The sequence below is a fragment of the Rhizobium lentis genome, from assembly GCF_014200175.1.
Lineage (GTDB): Bacteria > Pseudomonadota > Alphaproteobacteria > Rhizobiales > Rhizobiaceae > Rhizobium > Rhizobium mulingense.
The window spans coordinates 705,068-721,818 of the sequence record NZ_JACHBD010000001.1 but is presented as its reverse complement, the minus strand read 5'-3'; the positions used below and the strand labels follow the sequence as shown (position 1 = coordinate 721,818).

Here is a 16,751-nt window from a genome sequence, read left to right as displayed (position 1 = left end):
TTTTGTTTTTGTGGCTTGATGCTGCCGGCTTTAAAGGCCACATCGCTGCTGTGACAGAAGAAGACGTCGAACCGGCAGAAGCGCATGAAGCGGCAAAACAGCGGCCTGAAATCGGCTGGGGTGTCGGCGCGTCCGTGCTTCTGCATTTGCCGCTCATCGCCCTTCTGATTTTCGGGCTGCCGAAGATCGAGCCGAAGCCTCCTGAAGACGAGAGCGTGAAGGTGGAGCTCGTTCCGCCGCCGGAAGAGAAGAAGCCGGAAGAAAAGAAGCCCAAGGAGAAGCCACCAGAACCAAAGCCGCCGGAAGAGGCTAAGAAGGAGCCGCCTCCACCACCTCCGCCGCCGAAGGCTGCGAAGCCGCCCGAAGCGCCCGTCGCTCCCCGGCCACAACGCGTAGCCCGTCCGGTTTTTGAATTTGCCGAGAAGGATTCGGCGCCGGAACAAAGCGAGCGGGGTATACCGCAGCAGGCCGAAGCACCTAAGCCGCCGGTCATTGAGGTAAAACCGGAAACATCGCCTGTCGAACCGCCGCAAACCCAAAAGCCGGATGTTCACCAGACTATCCCTGCCGCGAATCCGCTGCCTCAGGATATTGAACTTCCCGAGGTAGAGACTACGGAGGTCAATCCGGAAAAGAACGGGCCTGCTGCCATAGGACCCGATGAGGCAAAGACGAATTTCGAGCAGGCAAAGCCCTCAACGAATTCGACGGCGGCAACCTCCTCAACGCCACCAGACGCTGAGGAATCGAACAACCTCAAGAAAGCGAAGACTCTGTTTACTCACGACTTTGTCTCAGACCGCAGGGTCAAGGCGGCGATGAATAATTTGCCGCGCCAGATGCGGGGTGGTCAGCTTTGCTGGAGCGAGCTTAGAGAACAGCTGCTTCATTCATCCGCAGCATATGATCCTAATATTATTGAGGTGCCTCGATACAATCTGCCGAACGGCAATGTCCTCGCGCTTAAGCGAAGTGCGTTCTATGACGGTAAGCAATTGCGCCAGTTGGCGTTCAGTTGCGAAGTGAACGACAATGCGACAAAGATCATTTCGTTTGAATTCGGTGTCGGGAACGTAATTCCCAAAAGTGAGTGGGCGATTTATGACTATCCATGATAAATGGCGGTCATTATTGGCGAGCCGCCGGTACAAGCCACACGCAAGGAACCGCATCTAGCCTCTCCCTATGGCCGTGATGGTACGGTGAAGAAGGGACAATGATATGTCGAACGAGATCGAGCGTTTTCTGGAGCGCCAGGACGAAGCCGTCAGCGCGTTGTTCCTGGAAAACAAGGGCGACGAGCTGACCGATATTCTGGTGGCGGCGCTTGAAGAGGCCTTCGAGATCCTGCTCGAAGCAGCACCCGCCGAAACGCTGCATTGACAAATTTCAAGACATTGCCGGCAGCGCTTGGCGAGCGGCTTTCCGGCTACCGGTTCGAGCGCGATGCGCTCGGCCGTTCCTCCGCAAGCGTTTTCCGGCTGGAAGGCGAGTGCCTGCCGCCCCTCTATCTGAAGGTCGAGGCGGCGGGGCCGTTCGGCGAGCTTGCCGATGAAGCCGCCCGGCTCGGCTGGCTCAAGGCCGCCGGCCTGCCGTGTCCCGACGTTATCGCCCGGGAAAGCGACGGCGAGCGCAACTGGCTGCTGATCGGCGCCCTGCCGGGGACTGATCTTGCCAGCGCATCGGCGCTGACGCCGCTTGCGCGAGTCGGACTGCTGGCGGCCGCACTTGCCGATCTCCATCACCTGCCGATCGTCTCCTGCCCGTTCGATCATCGTCTGGAAAAGCGCCTGCCGGCCGCAAGGGCGCGCATGCAGGCCGGGATCGTCGACGAGACCGATTTCGACGAGACGCGGCTCGGAAAGGGCGCCGAAACACTGTTTGCCGAACTCGAACGCCGGCGGCCGGACCGTGAGCATCTCGTCGTCACCCATGGCGATGCCTGCCTGCCCAATTTCGTCGCCTCCGGCGGCCAATTCTCCGGCTATATCGATTGCAGCCGCCTCGGCGTCGCCGACCGCTATCAGGATATTGCGCTCGCCTGCCGCAGCATCGCCGGTAATTTCGGTGCGGCGCTGGTGCAACCCTTCCTCGATCGTTACGGGCTGACGGCGCCGGATCCGGCGCGCCTCGATTATTACCAGCTGCTCGACGAGTTCTTCTGACGCTTCAAAGACGCGTGGCGCTTGCCAAGCGTTGCGCCCGCTCCATCCGGCTGGCAAGATGGCAGGCATCGGATCTGCGGACGGATGATGGCGAAAAATCAGTTCAGGATGTTACGCTCGGCGCTGGCCGGCGTCGAGGCGGTGGAAGCGGCAACGCATCACAGTTTCAGCAGGCACACGCATGAGCAGTTCGGCATCGGCCTCGTCTCATCAGGGGCGCAGAAGTCGCTCAGCGGGCGCGGCATGGTCGAGGCTGCGGCCGGGGATATCATCACTGTCAATCCGAACGAGGTGCATGACGGTGCGCCGATCGGCGCAGGCCGATCGTGGCGCATTCTCTATTTCGATCCCGAGATCGTCGCCAGCCTGTCGCGGGAAATCGGCGAGGGCGGGGCAGGGCGACAGGAAATCCCCTATCCGGTCATCCGCAATGCGGCGATCGCCGTCCGCTTCGAAATGCTGTTTGGCGCGGTCACCGGTGGCGGAGCCGACGGGCTGCTCTCAGAGCAACTGCTGCTGCAGCTCGTCGCCAATGTCATGCGGGAACGGGGCGATCGCCAAGAGCGACCAGCAGTGCCGGTCTCCATCCGCGCGGCGCGGGATCTGATCGACGACGATCCTCTTGCCGCCGTCTCGCTTGCCGATCTCGCCCGGGAAAGCGGCCTCAGCCGCTTCCAGGTGCTGCGCGGCTTTGCCAAGGCGACGGGGTTGACGCCGCATGCCTATCTCCTCCAGGCCCGCATCCATCGCGCCCGCCGGCTGATCGCTCAGGGCACACCGCTTGCCGAAGCGGCTTTTGCCAGCGGTTTTGCCGATCAGAGCCACATGACGCGTGTCTTCGTGCGCAAATACGGCCTGTCGCCGCGGCTCTATGCCGGCGCCTTTGTCTGAGCGGTGCCGGTATGGCGCGCTTCGTCACCGGGATGGCCCCGATCCGCGTCCGAGGCCGAGCCACCCGCCTCGTCCTTCGAGGCCCCTGCGGGGCACCTCAGTATGAGGCTCTCTCGAAGGCCGTCCATCCTTCTGCCGTCCACGGTAAAAAGGCGCGGCACCCTCCAACGCCCCTCAGCCTGAGGCGCGTAGCCCGTGAGGGCGAAACCTCGAAGGGCACGCTCAAAGCCGCTTCTTGCATTCATCGAACTTCAAGCGCCCGCTTCGTCCTTCGAGGCCCCTTGCGGCGCACCTCAGGATTGGGGCTGATCGCAGGTGCCGCGGGCTGCGACCTCTCTCCAGCTTCATCGTGAGGCGCCCCGCAAAGGGGCCTCGAAGGACGGGGCTGGCCGAGCGCCGCCTCCGCGCTGCAATTTCGTTCAAGACCGCAGCCGGCCCCTGCTGTTTTCTCGACGCATCCAATCGGAGATGCGGAATGTCGAGACAGGTTCAAGGTTATGTCTATCTGACGCTGGCCATGCTGACGGTCGGAAGCACCGTCATTGCGAGCAAACTCATTGCCGCCGGCTTGGCGCCGTTTACCGCCACCGCCTTGCGCTTCGCGCTCGCCTTTCCCGTCTTTCTCGTGCTGATGCGGGCAACCGGCGCGCGGCTGCCGAAGCTTCCCCGCCGTGACCGCCTCATCCTCATCATCCAGGCGGGCGCCGGCAGCGTCGGCTATACGACGCTGCTGATCTCCGGTCTCAGCCTGACCTCGGCGGCCGATGCCGGCGTCATCATCGGCACGCTGCCGGTGGTCTCGGCGGCAATTTCCATCCTGCTGCTCGGCGAACGGCCGCAGCGCGGCCTGCTTCTTGCCGTGGCGCTGGCGACCGCCGGCGTGCTGTCGATCGCCTTCAAGCCGGAGGCGGCGGGCGGGTCGCTCGCCGGCAATATGCTGATCCTGCTGGCGGTCGTCTGCGAGGGACTGTTCATCCTGCTGAACAAGCGGCTGACCGTCGATATCCCGCCGCTTGCCCAATCGACGCTGATGACCGGCATCGGCTTCGCCGTCGCCGTCATCCCGGCCGTCTTCGAGGCGCCTTCCGCCCAGGGATTTTCCGCAAGCGCTGCGGCGGCGGTCGTCTATTATGTTGGTGCCGACCGTCGCCGGCTTCCTGCTCTGGTATGCGGGGGCCGAAAGGGTGAGCGGCACGGAAGCCTCGCCTTTTACCGCGCTCGCGCCGGTGTCCGCCGTCGTGCTCGCCTTCGCCACGCTCGGCGAGCCGATCGGCGTCAGCCAACTTGCCGGTATTGCCAGCGTGCTTGCCGCGGTGCTCGGGCTCGGTCTGGCTGGAAATCGCACAGCAACTCAGCCGGCCGAGGGGAGATAGGCATGCGTTTCAACCATTCCGCCGCCCTCTGGCAGACCTTTCCCGAGCTTCGCGCCGGCGCCCTCTATGCCACCGGCATCGATGCCAATGTGGACGTCGAGGCGTCGATAACAAGCTTCGGAGCGATTGCCGAGGCCCGGCTCGACGGCGCCCAGGAAAGCGAATTTCCGGAGATACGGGCCTGGCGGCGCGGCTTTTCCCTAATGGGGTTGAAGCCGACGCAATATCGGTCGGCCTCCGAAGCGCTGCTGCGCCGCTTCCGCCAGGAGCACACGCTGCCGCGCCTGCATCCGCTCGTCGATCTCTGCAATGCGGCCTCGCTCGCCTTCGCTATTCCCATTGCCGTCTTCGATGTCGAAAAGATCGCCGGCGATCTCGAGGTTCGGCCGGCGACGGGTGACGAGACCTATCTGACCTTCGGCGGCGACATCGAACATCCCGAGCCGAACGAGGTGATCTTCGCCGATGGCGAGGCGAGGGCCCATGCGCGGCGCTGGACGAACCGGCAGAGCGGGCTTTCGGCGGTGCGGCAGACGACGCGGTCGGTGCTGATCGTTGCCGAGGCGCTGCATGCCTCGGCCGAGGCGGATATCGGCAGGCTGGTGTCAACGCTCGCGGATCAGCTGGCGAAGGCCTGGCCGGCGGCGCCGAAAGCGGCGCTGCTCAGTGCAGCATCGCCGCATTTCGAAGTCTGAAGCGGATCGCGCCCGGACGGAGCATTCACACCTTGGGCCGGCGGCATGCCCGCCCTATCTTCCGGGGATCGATCGCTTCTGGAGACGAACCGCATGTCAGATAAATCGATCAAGATCCCCGGTCCGGATCACCCGATCACCGTCGAGCACAATCCCTGCCGCGTCGTCGTCACGCTCGGCGGCAGGACGGTCGCCGACAGCCGCGACGCGCTGACGCTGCGCGAAGCCTCCTATCCGCCGGTGCAATATATTCCGCGCAAGGATGTCGACATGTCGCTGCTGCAGCGCACCGATCATCGCACGCATTGCCCCTATAAGGGCAACGCGGCCTATTACAGCATCATTCCGGGAGGCGAACCCGCAGAGAATGCCGTCTGGACCTATGAGGCGCCGAATGCCGCCGTCAGCAACATCAAGGGCCATCTCGCCTTCTATCCGGACCGCGTCGACAGCATCGAGGAAATGGCCTCTCCGGAGGCCGGCACCTTCTGAGGCGGCCGACGCCAGCCGTTATCGCAGGACGTCGAGCCATTCATTGCTGAAGACGAGGCTGGCAACCGTGACTGGTTCGCCGCTTTCGTCGCGGACGGTGATGGCGATCGTCATGCGATCACCCGCGGGCAGTTCGTCGCGGGCCACATCCAGCAGGATGCGGGTCACCTCTTTTGGAATGTCCTCACGAGATTTGAGCTCGGTTCCGTGCTCGTCGCGGGTTGGACCTTCCCCGTTGTGTAGATCGAAATAGTAGCGAGCCATGTTCTTTCCTGCGCGTCAGAGGGGAAATCACCGATGAAGACAATTGTTCCCGGGGCTGGCCATTGATCCCTATGGAAAATGCTGGGCGGATCGACGTGGTTTCGCCATCCTGCTGCTGACCCTGGAATGATGCCTGCCGACGCATGATGCGTTGAAAGCTTCGACGGCTCTCGTTAGAGCCTTTCCTGGTCAAATTGAAGCATTCTGTTGGCTCAAACGGAGTCGGATGGTCGACCGGCCGGCGCGCGTCGTAGCCCAGCTCTACGGCAAAGCCGGCCGGTTGATCAGCCGGCCCGTTTCAGCCAACCCTCTCGCAGATTTGCCTGGCAAATCTGCGAGACTCAGAATCGCCGGACGCACTGATCGCTTCGCCACGGCGAAGCGGTGCGGCCGGTGGGCCGGGCATCTTTCCGCCAGGATCAGAGGCGATCGGCTCGGACGTACCTTGGGTATGCCCATCGCCAATCGCCTCTGCCCCGACGAAAACCTGCTCCGGCAGAATGCTTCAATTTGACCAGGAAAGGCTCTAAGGTCGCGCCAAAACATTGTTTGGGGATGCGCGTGAGGTCAAAATTCATATCTTTCATGTTGGCGGCGGTTTTCGCCTCGCTGCCGGCGGCAGCACTGGCCGAGGGATGGCAGGCGGTGGAAGAGGTGCGGCCCTATGCGATCTCGGGCAGGTCGGGTGCTGCGCTCTACGAATCGATCGGCGAGCACGGGCCGAAGGCCGGGGTCACCGGCCGGGTGATCGCGCATACGACGTTCAAGCTCACCTGGACGCGCAAATACGAACCGCAGGGCAACGCCTGCGTGATCACGACCAACAAGCCAAAGCTCATCATCACCTACACGCTGCCCAAGCCCTCGACCGCGCTGCCGCCGGCCGTCAAGGGCAGCTGGGAAGGTTTCATATCAGGCGTTGCCGCACATGAGCGGGTGCACGGCGAGACCATCAAGGAGATGGTCAGGGAAATCGAGGCGACGAGCATCGGCCTGACCGCTGCCGACGATCCCGACTGCAAGAAGATCAGGGTCGAACTGACGCGGCGTCTCGGCGAAATCTCCGCACGGCAACGCCAGCGCGGCCGCGACTTCGACAAGGTCGAAATGGGCGAAGGCGGCAATATCCAGCAGCTCATCCTCAAGCTGGTGAACGGGCCGTGACTGCCTGACAAGCCCGCTTGCCGCTCCACTCCTGGACCGGCCCCTCGGACCTCCTATCTCTCCCGCTAATGCATGTCGCCCGGAAGTGTGCAGCGGTTCGGGGACAACGACATGCATAAAAACAAAGAGCTAAAGCGCGTCGCATGAATCAAATTTGATGCGACGCGCTTTAACGAGGATGGAGCGAGGAGACGTGCAATGTCCTATGTCGATGGTTTCGTCGTGGCGGTGCCGAGGAAGAATATCGAGGCCTACAAGAAATTCTCGACCTTCGCCGGCTCGCTATGGACCGTGCAGGCCAAGGAGGACGAGCTGGTGGTTTTCTCCTGGATCACCTATCGGTCCCGGCAGAGCGCGACGAAATCAATGCCAAGGTGATGGCCGATCCGCGGCTCAAGGGCGATGAATGGCAGATGCCGTTCGACGGCAAGCGGATGATCTATGGCGGTTTCGAGACGCTGCTGAAGCTCTGACACCGGCGCCGTCACCTGCCGAGCCAGGCATTGACTCGGCCGTCATGGCGCGCCAATTCGCGGGAGAAATCATTGCGAGACGGAGAGCGCCCGTGCCCCAGACAATACTCACCTTGGCCACCCGCGGCCAGGGCCTTTACGAATTCACCGACCAGGCCGAAGCCTTCGTCGGCGCCTCCGGGCGGGAGGAGGGGCTTCTCACCGTCTTCGTGCGCCACACCTCCTGCTCGCTGCTGATCCAGGAAAATGCCGATCCGGATGTGCTCAGCGACCTTCTTTCCTTCTTCCGCCGCCTCGTGCCGCCGGCCTCCGATCCGTCGATGGGCTGGGTCGTGCACAGGGCCGAAGGGCCTGACGATATGCCGGCCCATATCAAGGCGGCGCTGACGCAGGTGTCGATCGGCATTCCCGTCGCGCGCGGCCGGCTGATGCTCGGCACCTGGCAGGGCATATACCTCTTCGAACATCGCGACCGCCCGCACCGGCGCGAGATCGTGCTGCATCTCGGTTCCTGAGAGAGCGGCGCCGGACGCGGGTGATCGCTCGACTCCCATCGGGCGAAAAACTGCTCATCGTCTTGTGAATGCAAACTGAATGGCCGGTTCGAACGCCATTCAGCTTGCAGCGTCTACTGTCGAGACAATCCCCTCAGGGAGAAGTTGAAAAAACAAAGACCAATCGACGGAGACAGCTGATGACGCATTTCCTCACCAAGGCTTGCCTTGCCGCAGTGCTTGCCCTTTCATCCATTCCGGCGACGATCTCCACGGCCGCTGCCGCCGGGCCGCAGACGAACCTCATCGTCGAGGCGCAATATCATCGCCCGATCCGCGGCTGCTCGCCGATGCATGCGGTGCGCAAGGCGCGGGACTTCGGCCTGCGCAGAGCCCATATCACCCGCATGTCGCCGCGCGTCGTCGTCGTTGCCGGGCGTGACCGCCGCGGCTGGGACAGGATGGTCTTCGCCAATGTCCGCGGCTGCCCGGTGATCCGCCGCTGACGAACCGGTCCGAACGGGCTGCAGCGTCCTTTGTGTGTTTCAAAAAGACACGCGGACATTGCGAACCCGGCCGGCAAGCGCTGATACGAGGCTTGCCGGCCATTTTGCCTTGACGGCGACACTTTCAGCCGTCTCTTCTCTGCTCTGTATAAGTGATTCCCGGAGATGCCTCAGGCGTGATGGGGACGGCGGCTTGGCCGCACCGACTTTAAAACGAAAGGTTTTTCGATGATGCAGTTTCTGGCAAAGGCGGGTCTTGCCGCCATGCTGATAACAGGCACCCTTGCCAGCACCGCGGCCCCGGCCGCTGCGCAATTCAGTATCATTATCGGCGATCCGGAGCGTGAGCCGCCGCGCGATTACCGCCGTCCGCCTCCGGGCTTCGATCGCCGTCCGCGCGGCTGTGATCCCAGGCTCGCCGAAGATCTCGCCCGCGATTACGGCCTCCGCCGCGCCCGCGTCGTCGACATCACCCCGCGCCGCGTCATCGTCCAGGGCTGGACCCGCCGCGGCCCCGACGAAATGAGCTTCGGCAACGTCCGCGGCTGCCCGGCGCTGCGTCGCTGATATCATCTGCAATATCGCCTCGGCGGCAAGAGCCGCCTTTGCCAATCCCCCGGATCGGCAAGGCGGTTTTCTTTTTGTGGATTGCTTTGTGCGCGCGGTAGACCCTTCCCCAACCCCTCCCACTAGGGGGAGGGACTAACTTGCTGCACCGCTTCGCATAATTTCCATCGTAGCATCCTTAGAACGCTGACAGCCAGAAAGACGTCTCTTGTTTGAGCGCCACGGGTTGCAGCTAGCCCCTCCCCCTTTTGGGGAGGAGGGAGGGGTCTTGGCAGGCCAAGCCCAAACATGACGACAGAGCAATTGACCGAATTCGGACGCCGCACGTCGGAAAGGACGCGTCGCGCCTCCATTTCACGGCTCGATCGCAAACGTCACCGTGACGCTGACATGGTAAGTGGTCTCGCCGCCCTGGACGGGAACGGCGGCGTCGGCTTCCTTCATCATTGTGGCGCGATAGGCCGGCTGCGGCAGCGGGCGAGGCTCATTCTCGTTGATCTCGATGATACGACCGAGCTTGACGCCGGCGGCTTCGCTCAGCGTCTTCGCCTTCTTGACCGCCTCGGTTACGGCGTTTTTGCGCGCATCTTCGAGCGCTGCTTCCGGTTTGTCGTTGGTGAACTGGATGTCACCGCCCTGGTTGATGCCGAGCGTGACGGACTGGTCGATCACCTGGCCGAGTTTGGCAAGATCGCGCAGCCTGACGGTGACCGCATTGATCGTCTGATAGCCGATCAGCTGCGGCTGCTGCTGCTGGCCGTCGACCGGCTGCGGATAATTATATTGCGGCTGAATGGAAAAGCCGGAGGTTTGCAGATCGCGCTCGGCGATGCCGCCGCTCTTCAGCGAGTCGAGCACGTCTTTCATCGCCTTGTTGTTCTCGTCGAGCGCTTCGCGGGCGGTTTTCGCCTGCTTGACGACGCTAAGAGTAACGATGGCCATGTCGGGCGCCATGGACGATTCGCCATCGCCCGTCACCGAGATCACCTCGCGCGGCTTTGCCTCCTGCGCCAATACAGGCGCTGCCGCCAGCGGCAGGGCCAAAAGGGCAGTCATCAGAACAGTCTTGGACAGAATCGGCGCCATGTTTCATTCCCTAGTTGTCGTTTCCCGGATGAACTTTCTGTCGGTTGATTGTGAAGCTATTGCGGCGGAAGGGAAGGGCGAGTGTGTGGCGAGAGAAAAATCTGCGGGGCGGCGGGTGGCAGGGAGGGTGTGCCGTGTGAGCCCCCTCTGCCCTGCCGGGCATCTCCTCCACAGGTGGGGAGGTTGGCTGGGCGCGATGTCCATCTCAACAACTAACGTCACAGCCCGACGAAGCGGTAAACGGGTGCGAAGGTTTGGCCCCCGTGGGGGAGAAGCCCGGCAGGGCAGAGGAGCCGGCCACGGCACAGCCTCTCCATTCCTGCGGGTTCGTTAAAGGCGCACCACCTTCCCAAATCCCCAAACCTGACGGCAAATACGGCGGGTTAAGAAATTGGGGCTTTTGGACACGCTGTGCCCGGCAAGGGGGACGACATGCGCATCATAACAATTCTATCAATCGGCCTCGCCATCGGCCTGGCGGGCTGCACTCAGGTGGCGGAAAAGGCGGAGAACGCCGCCTACCGCTCCTTCACCAGCTATGCGCTGGGCAAACCCTACGCGGAGATCGCCAATCTCGGCCAGTCCCCGATGGCGCTGCTTTCCGGCTCTGGCGCCACCTACGGCCCGATGATCGGCGCGACGCCGTTGAAAAACGGCATGACGAGCTACCGGCACATGGCGCCTGCCGCCAAGACCGAGACCGGCACGAATTTCGCCGGCCTGGTCGGCAGCTCGACCGTGTCGCAAAACAACCGGCTTTCCTATTTCCTGGTGGGCACTGACGGCATCGTCAAGGATTGGGCGACGGGCTCTGTACAGGGCAGCGCCAGTGACTGCGTGCAATATATCGGCGGCATCATCAACCGCTGCAACGACATGCGGCAGCTGCAGGCTTCGCTCGCGCTCCACGATATCAGCGTGGCGACCAAAGCCGGCCAACCCGTATCGAGCTGGGGTGAACCGGCGGCACCCGCGGTCAACTGAGAACGCGCAACCGCAGTTCCGCGGGTCAAGCCCTGAGACCACGGAGGGCGGGGAGTCTGCGCTGCAAGGATCGCAAGTCCACGCTGGTTTTAGGAATTACCGCCCTTTTAAGCGGTTCTTGTCCGAAACAGCTCGCGCATTTTGCTGGAATTCCTCCGGGCGTCCCGCTTCCTGACAACCGCGTCTCCCACCCTCCGTCATACTCGGGCTTGACCCGAGTATCCATGCCGCACGCGCACGAGCTACTGGTCTGCGGTCGCCATTGTCAGTACGAACGCCAACGCATTGCTTGGGGCTATGGATCCTCGGGTCAAGCCCGAGGACGACGGAGGGCGGGGAGCTTGTGTGGCTAGGACCGCAACTGCGTGGTGGAGCGCATTCTTTCCTGCGGTTCTTACTTCGCTATCCCTGGCGGAAAGCCTTACATTATCCGGAACCGGATTTGGCGTGACCGCTAAAGGATGCAGCGCTGAATTAAGCGCCGAAATCGTCCATGAAAGACGGATGGATGGCCGGCTTGCGCTCTTCGCGGACTTCGCGGAAACGCTGGGGAACCGCACCGAGACCGGTCACGAAACGGGACAGAAGATTGCGGTTGAAAAGTTTCTGTATGGCACTCATGGTATTTCACTCATTCTTTTTTTTGTTAGTCGCCAGCATATATTTTGCCCAAGCTGCCGTCGCAATGGGCAATTTTGCATGACAGTTATGTGACAGTGGATGATCACATTGGCGTTAGAAGAGCCCGTCGGGCCACGCTGCCACCATAAATCCTCGGCGGCTGCCGACGTGGCGTGGTAGACTGAGCGCTTGGGCTAAACCCAAGCCCTCCGAAGGAGAAGCTCAGATGAACCGCTTTTTCGCACTTGTCGCGACCGGAACGCTGATCAGCCTTGCCACGATCACTTCGGCCTGCACTTCGTCCCCTGACCTCGACCAGACGTCGTCGATCAACGGCGGTTACTATCAGGAAAGTCGCCCGCTTAATCCGGCTTGCACGGATGGGTTCAGGCCGAGCGATGGGCGTTCTTGCAGTTATTAGGATGGCTTTGCCCGCCATGGCCCTTGGCGGACCACGCATTCAACATGCGGATCGGGACGGCGACGCGTCGCATGGCCGTACCGTTTCAGAGGTGATTGGTAACGACGAGTGCAATTTTAGGTAAATGCGTCAGCCAGAGTTAATCGCCTCATGCGATGCGTAGCGGATCATGGAGGTTTTGATGATCGCTACCCGTTTTTGTAGTGCCGTTACCGTTTTTACCTTCGCCGTAACCGGCGCTTTTGCCCAAACCGCACTCCCGCGAAACGGGACGATACCCGAGGGATATATCACGGCTCAGTCGAGCATCTCGCTGTCGCTGCCCTTTGATCAAAGCGCTCAGATGGATGAGCAGGTCCAAAAAGCCCAGAAGGCGCTATACAACATTGCGTCGAGGAACTGCTCGGTCGTCGTGGAGACAATCGCGGAAGATTGCAAAATCACCGGGATCACCAACAACGTCGACATGCAACGCGGCAACAACCGCGACGGTTTCATTTCTGTCCGCGGCCAGATCAGCATGGCGATCAAGCTCAAACCTTCGATGCACGGTTCGAAATAGATGGTCGCGAGCGCCGACTCGGCGTGGTGGCCCGATTTGATCTGACTGAGTCCTATCGCCCACGGTCATTTCGGCCTGCACGCCGTCCGGCAGCGCCGGTCAGAGAGGTCGCGCGGCGGCTTAGCCAAGCGCCGTATTGGGCCACTCCCGCCGCGCAAGTGAAACTCCTGGGACTGACCGCCAATTCATCTGCGCCGACGTGGTCATCCTTGACTGCCGCGAAAATTGACTCCCGGGCCAAAAACCAACGGCGAACCATTCTTCAAGTGCCTTAAAAGACAAAATAATGGTGAAACCGGAGGGACTCGAACCCCCAACCAAGCGGTTATGATCCGCCGGCTCTAACCATTGAGCTACGGGCCCTGACGCCGGTGGCCGGCTTTGCTCCTGAAGCGGACGATTCGATAACGCGCTTTGCCGGCTGGGTCAGGCCACGCCTTGCTCGAAGGGTGCCGCCAGAGCGCCAATGGTGACCCGGCTCTGGAGATGTGGGCTTTCACGGGACAGGTTCGCAATTCTGGGACACCGGCGACGACGAAGCCGAAATGATTCGCTGGCTGACCTCGGGCAAGAAGACCTTTGTAGCTACCTGAGATGCGGTACATTTGAACGCGGGCCAAGCAGCGCTGGTTCGCGCCTTGAGGGGCTTCATGCCAGCTTTTGACCTATGCCGCTCTGCCATCTAACGTCTAGCTGAGAACGAGGGCAGTCAGCATGTTTCGAACATTGAGCGGGATCAGCTCGCTCCAACTGGTCTACCGTTGTCGGTGAGATTTACGTCTTCGTGATGGAGGCAGTAAGCGGCCGAATAGGCGAGGGAAGTTTGCTGCAGTTCGTCACCCTTACGAGGGGGAACCCGCACTTTTCAAGGCGCACAAACTGGTGGCGACGGACGCTTGGCCGGCGATGAGCCGGGCACGACACTATCTAAGGGTGTCGCGAGTTGGGACAGCCTCGATCCCACAGTGGGTGCGACAGCAGACATTTAAGTCACTGTTATTCTCCCATATATCACGCTGCGCCGGCGTAGCGGCGTGCTCCTGCGTTGACGGATGGTGCGGTGGAGCCGCCGCACTTCTTACTCAACGGAAGCCGAAGAAGCTCAAGATAGCGAGCACGATGACTACGGCGCCGACGAGCCAGATTATGTTATTCATGTGAAATCTCCTTCAAAATGGAACGAGTCAGGCAAGCACATAATGTCTAGCGGCAGCTCAGGTTCCAATTCCCATCACCTGGCAAGCCTCCTCTCGCGACAGGTAGCCCTGCGCCGATTCCTCCTGATCCCGCCGTAGAGCTCGATCGGGTAGGAGATTGTTCCAGCGCCGCCGCAATTGCTTTCGCCTATTTTTCGAGGAGGTGCAGATATGAGGTTGATGTGGGTTGGATTTGGCGTCCGGCTACAGGCAAACTAGAATGGTGGGCCCGGAGGGACTCGAACCCCCAACCAAGCGGTTATGAGCCGCCGGCTCTAACCATTGAGCTACAGGCCCCTGGCGCCGTAGGCCGGCGCCGTAGTGCCGAAGGTCGGCACCGGGATGCCGGGGCAATGGTTCCCGCAGCATTGGTTCGCTCTAGCCCAAATTGCAGGGAGCCACAAGCGGGCAGGGCAACATCTGTGGATGAAGCATGGTTCACGGGCCAAAGCACTGGAACCTTGGCGCGCGGGGTACACTTATTCGAATCAGATTCCGCTTGAAAAGGGCGTTTGCAGATGGTGGCTTCGAACAGGGTCGTAGTGCTCATCGTGGAGGATGAACCGCTGATCCGGTTCAATATCCTCGATGTGCTGGAGGATGTCGGACACGTGGCGCTGGAGGCGGCGAATGCCGATGAGGCGATGGTGGTGCTGCAGGGCCGGCAGGATGTCGATATCCTGTTCACCGACGTCAATATGGCCGGGTCGATGGACGGCATCCAGCTTGCCAAGCGGGTGAGGGCGATGCGGCCGAATATCGGCATCATCATCACCTCCGGCATGGTGGGGCTCGATCCGAGGGCGCTGCCCGCCAACGCAGCCTTCCTGTCGAAACCCTATATGCACGATACGCTGATTACGACGATCGATTCCTTGATGACGTGATGCGCGCAGCCGCAAAACGGGGACAGGTTTTGCGGCTGCGCGCGAGGCGCCGGGAGCCATGCTCCTCTTCAGGCGGGGCGGAGGGAACCGCACCCTCAGCGGAAGCTGCTCTTCAGTGCCTCGTTCTCGTGCTGGGCCTTCTTTTCGTAAATCGTAAACAGAGCCATCGAGAGCAGATAGGAGAGGAAGGGATCTCCTATCTGCGTGGCGATGTCGCGGGATGCGAGCACGTGGCGCTCCAGGGCGCTGATATCTTTCTGCGTTGTGGTTTCAGCGAGGCGGTTCATGCTGCCATCTCCAGGAATTGCGTCACGACCGAGCGGGCCGGAACATGTCTGACATAAAGGGGTAGGGTGAGGCCGAGGGCGGCGCGCATTCTGCGCAGCACGCGGTCCGACACTTCGAAGGCGCCGCAGCAGACGGGGTACTTGCCGTAGCCGTCTGCGCGGCCGAGTTCTTCCACTTCGGCGCCTGCGCGTTTGTAGACGCGCTTAAGATAGGGTTCGTAGTTGGAAATCATCGTATGGATGCCGTGATCGAGTGCGCATTCGCACAGCGCGAGCAGCATCATCGAAAAGGCGCGGCTGGCATCGATATTCGCGAAATCCTTGGCGATCGCCTCTTCATCGATGCACATGCGCGTGCCCTCCCAGATGCCGGGAGCAATGAGATCGGCGGCAGCGGGAAACGTCTCGCGGAAGACGTCGTAGAGCAGGGTCGGGCCGGTCGTCGGCATCAGGCGCATGCCGCCGTAAAGGCGGGTGCGGCTGTCGTTGCACCAGACGAGATAGGCCGGGGCGAGCGCATCATAGCTGTCGCGTTCGTAGGGGCCGATGACGGGAACGTCCCAGCCGAGCGTATCGGCGAAGACCTTCTTGCGCAGGCGGAACATCTGGTCGAGTACGGCAGCGTATTTCTGATACTCATGTGCCTGAATGATAACGAACATTTTGCCCTCCAGCGTTTGCAGTTCGTGGAAGGCACAATGGTTCAGGCGGGCCGCATCGGAAATTCCCTCAGATAGGCCCCCCCAGATGGGGGGATTAGCCCAAAAGTATGAGGATTGGGGTTAGGCCCTGCGCAAGCAAGGCGCTGAAGCGCGGCAACGCTTCACGTCTTCTTGAATCTCGCTTGCGAAAACAGGGGCGTGGATCGAGGAAACGGAAATGCGCTATGGATTGATGATGCGCAGCTGCACGGCCCGCGAGGCGGCCGCCGAGATCGTCGCACAGCCGAGCTTGAAGCGGGCGGTCTTCAGATAGTCGCGGGTGGTGTGCTCTGAAATGCCCAATATCACCGAGATATCCTTGTAATCCTTGCCGAGTGCGGTCCAGTGCAGGCACTCGATCTCGCGTGGCGACAATGTCGGCACCGGATCGTTCTCGCCATAGAGCTCATAGACGGCCTTGCGATGGATCAGATGGGCGATCTCGATCCATTCGTTGCGGCAGCGGCGCACGAGTTCGGCCCATTCCTCGGCCGGAATGCGGGCGTTCATTGACAGCAGCGCGCGGCGCTGCGCCTTGTCGGCGACGGGGATGGAATAGCCGTTGCCGCCGATGCCGTGCTTCTGGGCGTCGACCAGCATGGCATAGGCCTCCGGCGTCGGCTCGACCTCGCTCCAGTCGAACGGCAGCTGGCGTTCGAAGCCCTGCTTGACGATCGGATCGACCTTCACATAGCTGTTCAGGAGGTAGCGCGAAACCCAGGCATCCGGGTAGGTTGTGCGCACGAAGGGGGAATCGATCTTGCTCGCAATGGTTTGGGCGAGATGGTAGGTGACGAAATCGAGGCCGTATTCCGCCTGGAGAATACGGATGGCGGCCTCCACATTGGGCGCAGCCTTGATCTGTTCGAAAGCGGATTCGAACTTGTCGCTGTAAGTATTCTCGATCATTTCCATCGTCCCA

20 protein-coding genes, 2 tRNA genes and 2 pseudogenes are annotated in these 16,751 nt (G+C 61.5%); 16 read left to right on the top strand and 8 right to left on the bottom strand.

Annotated elements, in window-relative coordinates; all coding sequences use genetic code 11:
• Positions 1-8 precede the first annotated feature (8 nt).
• The 7 genes and pseudogenes from GGI60_RS03550 to GGI60_RS03520 all read left to right on the top strand — a co-directional run bounded on the left by GGI60_RS03550 (position 9) and on the right by GGI60_RS03520 (position 5,616).
• The gene (locus GGI60_RS03550) at positions 9-1,115 is read left to right on the top strand and encodes a DUF930 domain-containing protein (protein WP_183913859.1); all 1,107 of its coding nucleotides are present in this window, start codon (positions 9-11) and stop codon (positions 1,113-1,115) included.
• A gap of 106 nt (positions 1,116-1,221) precedes the next feature.
• Positions 1,222-1,383 (top strand): hypothetical protein, encoded by a 162-nt coding sequence (locus GGI60_RS03545; protein ID WP_004677707.1) that lies wholly within the window; start codon positions 1,222-1,224, stop codon positions 1,381-1,383.
• Positions 1,380-2,165: an APH(3')-II family aminoglycoside O-phosphotransferase gene (locus GGI60_RS03540; RefSeq protein ID WP_183912555.1), complete on the top strand. Its 786-nt coding sequence runs from the start codon at positions 1,380-1,382 to the stop codon at positions 2,163-2,165. The genes GGI60_RS03545 and GGI60_RS03540 overlap by 4 nt, the downstream gene beginning before the upstream one ends.
• Positions 2,166-2,252: 87 nt before the next feature.
• Positions 2,253-3,056, top strand: a complete 804-nt coding sequence (locus tag GGI60_RS03535; protein ID WP_183913861.1) for an AraC family transcriptional regulator — start codon at positions 2,253-2,255, stop codon at positions 3,054-3,056.
• Between the two features lie 475 nt (positions 3,057-3,531).
• Positions 3,532-4,429 (top strand): annotated as a pseudogene (locus tag GGI60_RS03530) (DMT family transporter).
• A 2-nt stretch (positions 4,430-4,431) separates the two neighbouring features.
• Complete coding sequence (locus tag GGI60_RS03525) at positions 4,432-5,124, top strand: B3/4 domain-containing protein (protein ID WP_183912557.1); 693 nt, start codon at positions 4,432-4,434, stop codon at positions 5,122-5,124.
• 93 nt (positions 5,125-5,217) lie between these two features.
• Positions 5,218-5,616 carry a DUF427 domain-containing protein gene (locus GGI60_RS03520; protein WP_183912559.1) on the top strand — a complete coding sequence of 133 codons (399 nt, stop codon included), beginning with the start codon at positions 5,218-5,220 and terminating at the stop codon, positions 5,614-5,616.
• Positions 5,617-5,634: 18 nt separating this feature from the next.
• Here GGI60_RS03520 and GGI60_RS03515 read toward each other — a convergent pair whose 3' ends face one another.
• Positions 5,635-5,880 (bottom strand): DUF6894 family protein, encoded by a 246-nt coding sequence (locus GGI60_RS03515; RefSeq protein WP_183912561.1) that lies wholly within the window; start codon positions 5,878-5,880, stop codon positions 5,635-5,637.
• Between the two features lie 555 nt (positions 5,881-6,435).
• On the opposite strand from GGI60_RS03515, the gene GGI60_RS03510 reads away from it, so the two are divergent.
• The 5 genes and pseudogenes from GGI60_RS03510 (at position 6,436) to GGI60_RS03490 (ending at position 9,084) form a co-directional block, all read left to right on the top strand.
• Entirely contained in the window at positions 6,436-7,044 is a 609-nt protein-coding gene (locus GGI60_RS03510) for a DUF922 domain-containing Zn-dependent protease (protein WP_183912563.1), read from the top strand.
• A 198-nt stretch (positions 7,045-7,242) separates the two neighbouring features.
• Positions 7,243-7,517: pseudogene (locus GGI60_RS03505) on the top strand (DUF1428 domain-containing protein).
• A gap of 92 nt (positions 7,518-7,609) precedes the next feature.
• The gene (locus GGI60_RS03500) at positions 7,610-8,032 is read left to right on the top strand and encodes a secondary thiamine-phosphate synthase enzyme YjbQ (protein WP_183912565.1); all 423 of its coding nucleotides are present in this window, start codon (positions 7,610-7,612) and stop codon (positions 8,030-8,032) included.
• A 179-nt stretch (positions 8,033-8,211) separates the two neighbouring features.
• Positions 8,212-8,517, top strand: coding sequence for a hypothetical protein (locus GGI60_RS03495; RefSeq protein WP_183912567.1), 306 nt, complete (start codon positions 8,212-8,214; stop codon positions 8,515-8,517).
• A gap of 228 nt (positions 8,518-8,745) precedes the next feature.
• Positions 8,746-9,084 carry a hypothetical protein gene (locus GGI60_RS03490; protein WP_183912569.1) on the top strand — a complete coding sequence of 113 codons (339 nt, stop codon included), beginning with the start codon at positions 8,746-8,748 and terminating at the stop codon, positions 9,082-9,084.
• A gap of 354 nt (positions 9,085-9,438) precedes the next feature.
• Here the strand turns inward: GGI60_RS03490 and GGI60_RS03485 are convergent, their stop codons facing one another.
• Positions 9,439-10,170 (bottom strand): SIMPL domain-containing protein, encoded by a 732-nt coding sequence (locus tag GGI60_RS03485; protein ID WP_183912571.1) that lies wholly within the window; start codon positions 10,168-10,170, stop codon positions 9,439-9,441.
• A 432-nt stretch (positions 10,171-10,602) separates the two neighbouring features.
• On the opposite strand from GGI60_RS03485, the gene GGI60_RS03480 reads away from it, so the two are divergent.
• Entirely contained in the window at positions 10,603-11,154 is a 552-nt protein-coding gene (locus GGI60_RS03480; RefSeq protein WP_183912573.1) for a hypothetical protein, read from the top strand.
• 474 nt (positions 11,155-11,628) lie between these two features.
• Here GGI60_RS03480 and GGI60_RS03475 read toward each other — a convergent pair whose 3' ends face one another.
• Positions 11,629-11,775 carry a hypothetical protein gene (locus GGI60_RS03475; RefSeq protein ID WP_183912575.1) on the bottom strand — a complete coding sequence of 49 codons (147 nt, stop codon included), beginning with the start codon at positions 11,773-11,775 and terminating at the stop codon, positions 11,629-11,631.
• Between the two features lie 226 nt (positions 11,776-12,001).
• Between GGI60_RS03475 and GGI60_RS03470 the strand changes: the two genes are divergently transcribed.
• Together GGI60_RS03470 and GGI60_RS03465 are read left to right on the top strand one after the other, a co-directional pair.
• Complete coding sequence (locus GGI60_RS03470; protein WP_096763347.1) at positions 12,002-12,196, top strand: hypothetical protein; 195 nt, start codon at positions 12,002-12,004, stop codon at positions 12,194-12,196.
• Between the two features lie 181 nt (positions 12,197-12,377).
• Positions 12,378-12,758: a hypothetical protein gene (locus GGI60_RS03465; protein WP_183912577.1), complete on the top strand. Its 381-nt coding sequence runs from the start codon at positions 12,378-12,380 to the stop codon at positions 12,756-12,758.
• Between the two features lie 287 nt (positions 12,759-13,045).
• Here the strand turns inward: GGI60_RS03465 and GGI60_RS03460 are convergent.
• Together GGI60_RS03460 and GGI60_RS03455 are read right to left on the bottom strand one after the other, a co-directional pair.
• Positions 13,046-13,121, bottom strand: a tRNA-Ile gene (locus GGI60_RS03460).
• A 1,054-nt stretch (positions 13,122-14,175) separates the two neighbouring features.
• Positions 14,176-14,251: transfer RNA gene (locus GGI60_RS03455), tRNA-Ile, on the bottom strand.
• Positions 14,252-14,472: 221 nt separating this feature from the next.
• Here GGI60_RS03455 and GGI60_RS03450 point away from each other — a divergent pair.
• Entirely contained in the window at positions 14,473-14,841 is a 369-nt protein-coding gene (locus GGI60_RS03450) for a response regulator (protein WP_183912579.1), read from the top strand.
• Between the two features lie 95 nt (positions 14,842-14,936).
• Here GGI60_RS03450 and GGI60_RS03445 read toward each other — a convergent pair whose 3' ends face one another.
• The 3 genes from GGI60_RS03445 to GGI60_RS03435 form a co-directional block, all read right to left on the bottom strand.
• Positions 14,937-15,128: a hypothetical protein gene (locus tag GGI60_RS03445; RefSeq protein WP_183912581.1), complete on the bottom strand. Its 192-nt coding sequence runs from the start codon at positions 15,126-15,128 to the stop codon at positions 14,937-14,939.
• The gene (locus GGI60_RS03440) at positions 15,125-15,790 is read right to left on the bottom strand and encodes an acyl-homoserine-lactone synthase (protein ID WP_183912583.1); all 666 of its coding nucleotides are present in this window, start codon (positions 15,788-15,790) and stop codon (positions 15,125-15,127) included. Before GGI60_RS03440 ends, GGI60_RS03445 begins: the two co-directional genes overlap by 4 nt.
• 222 nt (positions 15,791-16,012) lie before the next feature.
• A complete protein-coding gene (locus GGI60_RS03435) occupies positions 16,013-16,738 on the bottom strand; it encodes a LuxR family transcriptional regulator (RefSeq protein WP_183912585.1) in 726 nt (241 codons plus the stop codon).
• Between the last annotated feature and the right edge of the window lie 13 nt (positions 16,739-16,751).